At 70.8% G+C, this 10,206-nt stretch carries 7 protein-coding genes; 4 read left to right on the top strand and 3 right to left on the bottom strand.

What is annotated here, in order from left to right; all coding sequences use genetic code 11:
• The first annotated feature begins 5 nt into the window (after positions 1–5).
• The 4 genes from nuoL (at position 6) to recQ (ending at position 7,357) form a co-directional block, all read left to right on the top strand.
• Positions 6–1,901: an NADH-quinone oxidoreductase subunit L gene (nuoL, locus tag AOK22_RS02580; protein WP_055696879.1), complete on the top strand. Its 1,896-nt coding sequence runs from the start codon at positions 6–8 to the stop codon at positions 1,899–1,901.
• 5 nt (positions 1,902–1,906) lie between these two features.
• A complete protein-coding gene (locus AOK22_RS02575) occupies positions 1,907–3,478 on the top strand; it encodes an NADH-quinone oxidoreductase subunit M (protein WP_055696878.1) in 1,572 nt (523 codons plus the stop codon).
• A complete protein-coding gene (gene nuoN / locus AOK22_RS02570) occupies positions 3,475–5,124 on the top strand; it encodes an NADH-quinone oxidoreductase subunit NuoN (RefSeq protein ID WP_055696877.1) in 1,650 nt (549 codons plus the stop codon). The genes AOK22_RS02575 and nuoN overlap by 4 nt, the downstream gene beginning before the upstream one ends.
• Positions 5,125–5,380: 256 nt before the next feature.
• Complete coding sequence (gene recQ / locus AOK22_RS02565; protein ID WP_055696876.1) at positions 5,381–7,357, top strand: DNA helicase RecQ; 1,977 nt, start codon at positions 5,381–5,383, stop codon at positions 7,355–7,357.
• 32 nt (positions 7,358–7,389) lie between these two features.
• Here the strand turns inward: recQ and AOK22_RS02560 are convergent, their stop codons facing one another.
• From AOK22_RS02560 to fahA, 3 genes are all read right to left on the bottom strand, one after another.
• Positions 7,390–7,782, bottom strand: a complete 393-nt coding sequence (locus tag AOK22_RS02560) for a GntR family transcriptional regulator (RefSeq protein ID WP_055696875.1) — start codon at positions 7,780–7,782, stop codon at positions 7,390–7,392.
• On the bottom strand, positions 7,779–8,552 hold the full coding sequence (locus AOK22_RS02555; protein ID WP_055696874.1) for a hypothetical protein: 774 nt from the start codon (positions 8,550–8,552) through the stop codon (positions 7,779–7,781). Before AOK22_RS02555 ends, AOK22_RS02560 begins: the two co-directional genes overlap by 4 nt.
• 145 nt (positions 8,553–8,697) lie before the next feature.
• Positions 8,698–10,032, bottom strand: a complete 1,335-nt coding sequence (gene fahA, locus AOK22_RS02550; protein WP_079036288.1) for a fumarylacetoacetase — start codon at positions 10,030–10,032, stop codon at positions 8,698–8,700.
• Positions 10,033–10,206: the final 174 nt, after the last annotated feature.

Raw genomic sequence — 10,206 nt, 5'->3', positions numbered from 1 at the left:
GAAAAGTGGAGAACCTGATTGCGCTGCTCGTCGCGGCGCCTCTGCTCGGAGCGGCCGTCCTGCTGTGCGGCGGGCGGGCCCTGGACCGCGTGGGCCACTGGCTCGGCACGCTGCTCGCGGCCGCCTCCTTCGTCGTCGCCGTCGTGCTGTTCACCGACCTGCTGGGCAAGGGCGCCGAGGAGCGCACCCTGTCGCAGCACCTGTTCAGCTGGATCCCCGTCGAGGGCTTCCAGGCGGACGTCGCCTTCCAGCTCGACCAGCTGTCGATGACGTTCGTCCTGCTGATCTCCGGTGTGGGCACCCTGATCCACATCTACTCGATCGGTTACATGGAGCACGACGAGCGGCGCCGCCGCTTCTTCGGCTACCTGAACCTCTTCCTCGCGGCGATGCTCCTGCTGGTCCTCGCCGACAACTACCTGCTCCTGTACGTCGGATGGGAGGGCGTCGGCCTCGCCTCGTACCTCCTGATCGGCTTCTGGCAGCACAAGCCCAGCGCGGCCACCGCCGCGAAGAAGGCCTTCCTGGTCAACCGGGTCGGCGACATGGGCCTGTCGATCGCCATCATGCTGATGTTCACCACCTTCGGGACGTTCGCCTTCGGGCCGGTCCTGGAGGCCACGGGTGAGACGTCCGAGGGCAAGCTCACCGCCATCGGCCTGATGCTCCTGCTCGCCGCGTGCGGCAAGTCGGCGCAGGTGCCGCTGCAGTCCTGGCTGGGTGACGCGATGGAGGGCCCGACCCCGGTCTCGGCCCTGATCCACGCCGCCACGATGGTGACCGCCGGTGTCTATCTGATCGTCCGCTCCGGCGAGATCTTCAACGCCGCTCCGAACGCCCAGCTCGTCGTCACCGTCGTCGGAGCGGTCACGCTCCTGTTCGGTGCGATCGTCGGTTGCGCGAAGGACGACATCAAGAAGGCCCTCGCCGGGTCGACGATGTCCCAGATCGGCTACATGATCCTGGCCGCGGGCCTGGGCCCCATCGGCTACGTCTTCGCGATCATGCACCTGGTGACGCACGGCTTCTTCAAGGCCGGGCTCTTCCTCGGCGCCGGCTCCGTCATGCACGGCATGAACGACGAGGTCGACATGCGGAAGTTCGGCGGCCTGCGGAAGTACATGCCGGTCACCTTCGTCACCTTCGGCCTCGGCTACCTCGCGATCATCGGCTTCCCGGGGCTGTCCGGCTTCTTCTCCAAGGACAAGATCATCGAGGCGGCGTTCGCCAAGGGCGGCGCCGAGGGCTGGATCCTCGGCTCGGTGGCGCTCCTGGGCGCGGCCATCACCGCGTACTACATGACGCGCGTGATGATCATGACCTTCTTCGGGGAGAAGCGCTGGCAGCCCGACGCGGAGGGCCACGAGCCGCACCCGCACGAGTCCCCGAAGTCCATGACGATCCCGATGATCGTGCTCGCCTTCGGTTCGGTCTTCGCGGGTGGCTTCTTCAGCATCGGCGACCGCTTCATGCACTGGCTGGAGCCGGTCACCGGGCACGACCACGGCGACTCGCCGCTCAGCGCCGCCACCGTCACGGGCGCCACCATGGTGGTCCTCGTCATCGGCGTCGCCCTGGCCTACGTCCAGTACGGGCGCCGGCCCGTCCCGGTCACCGCCCCGCGCGGCTCGGTGCTCACCCGCGCGGCCCGCCGCGACCTCCTCCAGGACGACTTCAACCACGTCGTCCTGGTGCGTGGCGGCGAGCACCTCACGCGGTCCCTGGTCTACGTCGACCACACCCTGGTCGACGGGGTCGTCAACGGCACGGCGGCCTCGGTCGGCGGCCTCTCCGGCCGGCTGCGCAAACTGCAGAACGGCTACGCCCGCTCGTATGCGGTCTCGATGTTCGGCGGCGCTGCGGTACTCATCGCCGCGACCCTGCTGATGAGGGCGGTCTGATACCGATGTCCTTTCCTCTGCTGACAGCGACGGCGGCCCTGCCCGCGGTCGGCGCGATCGCCACGGCAGCCGTTCCGGCCGCCCGGCGGACCGCCGCCAAGTGGCTCGCGCTGCTGGTCTCGCTCGCCACGCTCGCGCTGGCCGTGACCGTCCTCGTGCGGTTCGACCCGGACGGCGACCGCTATCAACTGACCGAATCGCGCTCCTGGATCGCCGACTTCGGGGTGCGCTACGAGCTCGGGGTGGACGGCATCGCCGTCGCGCTCATCGCGCTCACCGCCCTGCTGATCCCCTTCATCATCCTGGCGGGCTGGCACGACGCCGACCCCCTGGAGACCAAGTCCTCGCGCTGGCGCCCGACCCAGGGCTTCTTCGCCCTGATCCTGGCCGTCGAGGCGATGGTGATCATCTCCTTCGAGGCCACCGACGTCTTCCTCTTCTACATCTTCTTCGAAGCCATGCTCATCCCGATGTACTTCCTCATCGGCGGCTTCGGGGACCGCGCCCACGCGGGCAGCGACGAGAACGCCTCGGCGCAGCGTTCGTACGCGGCCGTGAAGTTCCTCCTCTACAACCTGGTCGGCGGCCTCATCATGCTGGCCGCGGTCATCGGCCTCTACGTGGTCGCGGGGAACTTCTCGCTCCAGGAGATCGCCGAGGCCCGTGCCAACGGCACGCTCGACATGGCGACCAACACCGAGCGGCTGCTGTTCCTCGGCTTCTTCTTCGCCTTCGCGGTGAAGGCGCCGCTGTGGCCGCTGCACACCTGGCTGCCGAACGCGATGGGGGAGTCCACGGCCCCCGTCGCCGTACTGATCACGGCCGTCGTGGACAAGGTCGGCACCTTCGCGATGCTGCGGTTCTGCCTCGGGCTCTTCCCCGAGGCGAGCGAGTGGGCGACGCCCGTCGTCCTCGTCCTCGCGCTGATCAGCATCATCTACGGCGCGCTGCTCGCCGTCGGCCAGCGCGACATCAAGCGCCTGGTGGCGTACGCGTCGATCTCGCACTTCGGCTTCATCATCCTCGGCATCTTCGCGATGACCTCGCAGGGCCAGTCCGGCGCGACGCTCTACATGGTCAACCACGGCATCTCGACCGCCGCGCTGATGCTGGTGGCCGGCTTCCTGATCTCGCGGCGCGGCTCGCGCCTGATCGCGGACTACGGAGGCGTGCAGAAGGTCGCCCCGGTGCTCGCGGGCACCTTCCTGATCGGCGGTCTCGCCACGCTCTCGCTGCCGGGGCTCGCGCCCTTCGTGAGCGAGTTCCTGGTCCTGGTCGGCGCGTTCGCGCGCTACCCGGTGGTCGGGATCATCGCGACCGTCGGCATCGTGCTCGCCGCCCTGTACACCCTCGTCCTCTACCAGCGGACGATGACGGGCCCCGTGAAGGCGGAGGTCTCGGCCATGCCCGATCTGCGGGTGCGTGAACTGGTCGTCGTCGCCCCGCTGATCGCGCTCCTGATCGGCCTCGGGGTCTACCCGAAGCCGCTCACCGACCTGGTGAACCCGGCGGTCAAGCACACGATGTCCGACGTACAGAAGAAGGACCCCAAGCCCGAGGTGGAGGCGGCCAAGTGAGCGCATCAGCCGTCCACAGCCTGTGGACAATGGCAGCCGATCCGATCGACAAGATCGACGCGCCCAAGATCGAGTATGGGCAGCTGTCGCCGATGTTGATCGTCATCGGCGCGGCCGTCATCGGAGTGCTCATCGAAGCCTTCGTCCCGCGCAAGTCCCGTTACTACGTCCAGCTGTTCGTGTCCGTGGTCGCGCTGGCCGCGTCCTTCGCCGCGGTCGTCGGGCTCGCGGCCCGCGGTTTCGGCACCACGAAGGCCCAGATCGCGGCCATGGGCGCGATCGCGGTCGACGGTCCGGCGCTCTTCCTGCAGGGCACGATCCTGCTGGCGGGGCTCGTCGCGATCTTCACCTTCGCCGAGCGGCGCCTGGACCCGGCGGCGCACGGCAACCGCGTCGACTCGTTCGTCCCGCAGGCCGGCTCCGTGCCGGGCAGCGAGGGCGAACAGGCCGCCACCAAGGCCGGGTTCGCCACCACCGAGGTGTTCCCGCTGGCGCTCTTCGCCATCGGCGGCATGCTCGTCTTCCCCGCGGCCAACGACCTCCTGACGCTCTTCATCGCGCTGGAAGTCTTCTCCCTGCCGCTGTACCTGCTGTGCGCGCTCGCCCGCCGCAAGCGCCTGATGTCGCAGGAAGCCGCCGTCAAGTACTTCCTGCTCGGCGCCTTCGCCTCGGCGTTCACGCTCTTCGGCATCGCGCTCCTGTACGGCTACGCGGGCACCGTCTCGTACGCGACGATCGCGAACGTCGTCGAGGGCAACGTGAAGACCGTGGACCCGGCGCTCGCCGACACCATGGGCAATGACGCGCTGCTCCTCATCGGCGTCGCGATGGTCGTGATGGGGCTGCTCTTCAAGGTGGGCGCGGTGCCGTTCCACATGTGGACCCCGGACGTGTACCAGGGCGCCCCGACGCCGGTCACCGGCTTCATGGCGGCGGCGACGAAGGTGGCCGCGTTCGGCGCGCTCCTGCGTCTGCTGTACGTGGTGCTGCCGGGCCTGCGCTGGGACTGGCGGCCGGTCATGTGGGGCGTCGCGATCATCACGATGCTGGGCGGCGCGATCGTCGCGATCACCCAGACCGACATCAAGCGGCTCCTCGCGTACTCGTCCATCGCGCACGCCGGATTCATCCTCGCCGGTGTCATCGCCACCAGCCCGGACGGCGTCTCCTCCGTCCTCTTCTACCTGGGCGCCTACTCCTTCGTGACCATCGGCGCCTTCGCCGTCGTCACGCTGGTGCGGGACGCGGGCGGCGAGGCCACGCACCTGTCCAAGTGGGCGGGGCTCGGACGCAGGTCCCCGCTGGTCGCGGCGGTCTTCGCGGTGTTCCTGCTCGCCTTCGCCGGCATTCCGCTGACGTCCGGGTTCACCGGGAAGTTCGCGGTGTTCAAGGCGGCGGCGGAGGGCGGCGCGGGCGCGCTGGTCGTGGTCGGTGTCCTGTCGTCGGCGATCGCCGCGTTCTTCTACATCCGGGTGATCGTCCTGATGTTCTTCAGCGAGCCGAAGGCGGACGGCCCCACGGTCGCCGTGCCCTCGCCGCTGACGATGACGGCGATCGGCGTCGGCGTCGCGGTGACGCTGGTGCTGGGTGTGGCCCCGCAGTACTTCCTGGACCTGGCGAGCCAGGCGGGGGTCTTCGTCCGCTAGCGGGAATCCTCGGCGGGACTCCTTCCCGCGGCCGGATTCCTTCGTCCGGGTCCGGATTCCTTTGTCCGTACACTGCCGCCCGGCATCCCGAGACGGGGTGCCGGGCGGCAGCGTGTCCGGGCCTGGACGAGGTCGGCGCGCGGCCGCGACCCCCAGCCTGTGGATAACTTCTCGGGCTGTCGGACCGGGGCCCTATCGTGGAGGCAGTGGTCGAAGGGCGACGTACGGGGGCAGGGCGATGAATGGGATCGGTGGCATGGGTGAGGTGACGGAGAGCGACGCGCTGCGTACGCTCCATCGCGTCTTCGGGTACGACGCCTTCCGCGGCGAGCAGGAAGCGATCATCGAGCATGTGGTGGGCGGTGGGGACGCCGTCGTCCTCATGCCGACCGGCGGCGGAAAGTCCCTCTGCTACCAGATCCCGGCCCTGGTCAGACAGGGCACGGGCGTCGTGATCTCCCCGCTCATCGCGCTGATGCAGGACCAGGTGGACGCGCTGCGGGCGCTCGGCGTGCGGGCCGGGTTCATCAACTCCACGCAGGACTTCGACGAGCGCCGCGTCATGGAGGCGGAGTTCCTCGCCGGCGAGCTCGACGTGCTCTACCTCGCTCCCGAGCGCCTGCGCCTGGACTCCACCCTGGAGCTCCTGGGGCGGGCCAAGATCTCCGTCTTCGCCATCGACGAGGCGCACTGCGTCGCCCAGTGGGGCCACGACTTCCGCCCCGACTACCTGGCCCTGTCCCTGCTCGGCCAGCGCTGGCCGGACGTGCCGCGGATCGCCCTGACGGCCACGGCGACGCACGCCACGCACCGGGAGATCACCGAGCGGCTCGGCATGCCGGACGCGAAGCACTTCGTGGCGAGCTTCGACCGGCCCAACATCCAGTACCGCATCGTGCCCAAGGCCGAGCCGAAGAAGCAGCTCCTGTCCTTCCTGAAGGAGGAGCACACGGGCGACGCGGGCATCGTCTACTGCCTGTCGCGCAACTCCGTGGAGAAGACCGCCGAGTTCCTCTGCAAGAACGGCATCGAGGCCGTCCCGTACCACGCGGGCCTGGACGCCGGCACGCGCGCGGCCCACCAGTCCCGCTTCCTGCGGGAGGAGGGCCTCGTCGTCTGCGCCACGATCGCCTTCGGCATGGGCATCGACAAGCCGGACGTCCGCTTCGTCGCCCACCTCGACCTGCCGAAGTCCGTCGAGGGGTACTACCAGGAGACGGGCCGCGCGGGCCGCGACGGCCTGCCCTCGACGGCCTGGATGGCGTACGGCCTTCAGGACGTCGTCCAGCAGCGGAAGCTGATCCAGGGCGGCGAGGGCGACGAGGCGTTCCGTCGCCGGGCCGCCTCCCACCTGGACTCGATGCTGGCGCTCTGCGAGACGGCCCAGTGCCGCCGGGCCCAGCTCCTCACCTACTTCGGCCAGGAGGCGGCCGCGCAGTCCTGCGGGAACTGCGACACCTGCCTCACCCCGCCCGAGACCTGGGACGGCACGGTCGCGGCGCAGAAGGTGCTCTCCACCGTCGTGCGCCTCCAGCGCGAGCGCGGCCAGAAGTTCGGCACGGGCCAGATCATCGACATCCTCCTGGGCAAGAAGACCGCGAAGGTCATCCAGTTCGACCACGACCAGCTCTCCGTCTTCGGCATCGGCGAGGAGCTGGCGGAGGCCGAATGGCGGGGCGTGGTGCGGCAGTTGCTGGCGCAGGGCCTGATCGCGGTCGAGGGGGAGTACGGCACGCTGGTGCTCACCGAGACGAGCGGTTCCGTCCTGAACCGCGAGCGGGAGGTGCGCCTGCGCAAGGAGCCGAAGCGGGCCCCCGCGGCGCGGGCGTCCAAGAGTGAGCGCAAGGCCAAGTCGGCGGCGGCCGCCGCCGAGCTGCCCCAGGAGGCGGTGCCGCTCTTCGAGGCCCTGCGCGCCTGGCGCGCCGCCCAGGCCAAGGAACAGGGCGTCCCCGCGTACGTCATCTTCCACGACGCCACCCTCCGCGAGATCGCCACGCTGCGCCCCGCGGCCGTGGCGGACCTCGCGGGCATCAGCGGCGTCGGCGAGAAGAAGCGGGCGACGTACGGCGAGGGCGTGGTCGAAGTCGTCGCCGAGTTCCTGGGCGGCGCGCCGGCGGCCGGAGCCGGGGGCGGCGCACCCGCCGGTGCCGACGCGTCCGCGGGCCCGGACCTGCCCCTGACCGACGACATGGAGCCGGACTGGGGGGACGAGGAGCCGGACTGGGCGTCCTAGCCCTTGGCTCTCAAGCCCTCCGTCCTCGGTCCTCAGCTCTCGGCCAATGCCTCCTTCACCGCTTGCAGTACCTCCGTGTCCGTCGCTCCCAGGGCGCGGGTCGTTCGGGTGAACTCGCGGGCCAGGAGCGCCAGGTGGTCCGGGTCGGGGTGGGACGGGCCCGCCGGGAGCGGGGCCACCTTCGTGCCGGCGCCTCGGCGGGTCTGGATCAGGGAGGCCGATTCCAGTTCGCGGTAGGCGCGGGCCACCGTGCCCGCCGCGAGGCCCAGGTCGGCGGCCAGTTGGCGGACGGGTGGGAGGCGTTCGCCCTGGGGGAGGCGGCCCGAGGTGATCAGGGCGGCGAGCTGGGCCCGGATCTGTTCGTAGGGCGGCACGGGGCTCGTGGTGTCGACCCGGACGGCGGGGCCCGCACCCTCGCCCGTCATCGGCGGTCGGCCCGGGGGGAGACGATCGTGGTCAGGCACCACGTCATCGTGGCCATGGCACAGAGCGCCACCGGGATCAGGAGCCAGGCCGAGCCGGACGCGCCCATGCAGTCGAGGCTCAGCAGGGCGCCGGAGGCGAACGTGGCGGCGCCGAGCAGCGGGGTGGAGACCAGCAGGCCCCAGGCCGCCGTGATCGCCAACGCCCGGTCGCGGCGCGGCTGTTCCTCCGAGGGGCGCCGGGCGATCCGGCGCAGGGACCACGCGCAGGCGGCCGTGCCGACGGCGAGCGAGATCAGGACCGGGGCGCCGTAGAAGAGTCCGGGCCAGGGGCCGACCGTCTCCGTCATGCCCTGGCAGGTGGCGGAGAGGGAGCGCCCGGCGCGGCCCTGGTCGTCCGGCGCGGCGACGGCCGCCGCCACGGCGAGGAGGGCGACGAGCGCGAGCGCCTGTGCGGCGAGGAAGCGTGTCACGCGGGGCGGCACGTAGTCCCGGGCCCTGCGCGGGGTGAGGCCCGCGCTGCGGACCGGCCCGCGCGGCGGCGGGGTGAGCGCGTCGCCGAGCAGGACGCCGGCGACGGCGCACAGGCCGAACGCCGGTATGGCGTACAGGATCCCGATGCCCAGGCCGCCGTCGCGCGAGGCCACCGCCCACGCCGCGGCGGCTCCGGCGGCGAGGCCGGCCCAGCGGGCGCAGAGATCCACGCGGGAGCGCGCGGCCGTCTCCGGTGGGAGCGGTGGTGCGGTGCGGGTGTCGGTATCGGTGCCGTGCATGGATGAACCCCCGAGTGAGTGGGGCCGGGTGGTCGGTCCGGCCCTGTGCTCAGCGCCCGCTTGTATCAAGCGCTGAGTACAAGTTCACCTCGCTCGGGGGCTTGTGTCAAGCAGTTGGTACAAATCTGCAAGAGGGGCGGCGGGGTCAGCGTCCCGCCACGATCCGTCCCGTCACCTCGCCGAGGCCCACCTTGGTTCCGCCGGGGCCCGGGGCCCACGCGGAGAGCGTGACCTCGTCGCCGTCCTCCAGGAACGTCCGCTTGCCGTCGGGGAGTTCGAGGGGGTCGCGGCCGTTCCAGGTGATCTCGATCAGGGAGCCGTACTGGTCGGCCGAGGTGCCGCTGACCGTGCCCGAGCCGTACAGGTCGCCGGTGCGCAGCGAGGCGCCGTTGACCGTCATGTGCGCCAGCTGCTGCGCGGCCGTCCAGTAGACGCCGGCGAACGGCGGCTCGGAGATGACCTGGCCGTTCAGCGTCACCGTGATGCGCAGGTCGTAGCCGCCGGGCTCGTCCGACGCCTCCGCCGAGTCGTCCAGGTAGGGCAGGAGTTCGTGGGTGCGCTCCGGGGGCGCGACCCGTGCCGCGTCCAGCGCCTCCAGCGGGGTGATCCACGCGGAGACCGAGGTGGCGAAGGACTTGCCGAGGAACGGCCCCAGCGGGACGTACTCCCAGGCCTGGATGTCGCGCGCGGACCAGTCGTTGAGGAGCGTGAGCCCGAAGACGTGCTCCCGGAAGTCCGCCAGGGGGACGGGAGTTCCGTGCGCCGAGGGCGCGCCGACCACGAAGCCGACCTCCGCCTCGATGTCGAGCCGGACCGACGGGCCGAAGACCGGCGCCTCGTCGGCGGGCGTCTTGCGCTGGCCGCTGGGGCGTACGACGTCCGTACCGGAGACCACGACGGTGCCGGAGCGGCCGTGGTAACCGATGGGCAAGTGCTTCCAGTTGGGCGTCAGCGGGGTCGGCGAGTCCGGGCGGAACATCTTGCCCAGATTCGTCGCGTGGTTCTCCGAGGCGTAGAAGTCGACGTAGTCGGCCACCTCGAACGGCAGGTGCAGGGTCACTTCGGAGAGGGGGTGCAGCAGGGGGCGCACGGTGTCACGGTGGGACGGGACCGTGACCCAGGCGGTCAGGGCGCGCCGTACGTCGGACCAGGCCGTGCGGCCCGCGGCGAGCAGCGGGTTCAGCGTGGGCCGCGCGAGGAGCGAGACGTAGGGGGAGCCGAGCGCGGCGGCCGCGGCGCCCGCGTCCAGGACGTACGAGCCGAGCCGTACCCCGACCCTGCGTCGGTCGCCCTCCTCTCCGGCCAGGGAGAACACGCCGTAGGGGAGGTTGTGCGGTCCGAAGGGGTCGCCCTCGGGCAGGCCGAAGGGGTCACCTTCGGGGAGACCGGTGGAGCCGCCCTCGGGAAGGCCGGTGGAGCCGCCCTCGGGGAGTCCGGTGGCGTCACCGGCGGCCGGGTCGAGCGGGGTCTGCTCGGACATGCGTACCTGCCTCGCTTTCCATAGGGATGGGCCACACGTTACGTGTGGAGCCCCCTGTTTCGGCAGTGTCTAAAGAGTTCGTAATGTCCGAATAAGGCTTGCTGGAGAGGTCAATTCCGGCTTAGCGTCCTTTGCGGGGCGCGGACGGGGTGGGTCCGGGTCGGATCGGTCGTA

Origin of the sequence: Streptomyces silaceus, assembly GCF_001419745.1 — a bacterium.
In the GTDB taxonomy this organism is placed as follows: domain Bacteria; phylum Actinomycetota; class Actinomycetes; order Streptomycetales; family Streptomycetaceae; genus Streptomyces; species Streptomyces silaceus.
The sequence above is the reverse complement of the archived record's forward strand: the minus strand, read 5'-3'. Positions and strand labels throughout refer to the sequence as shown.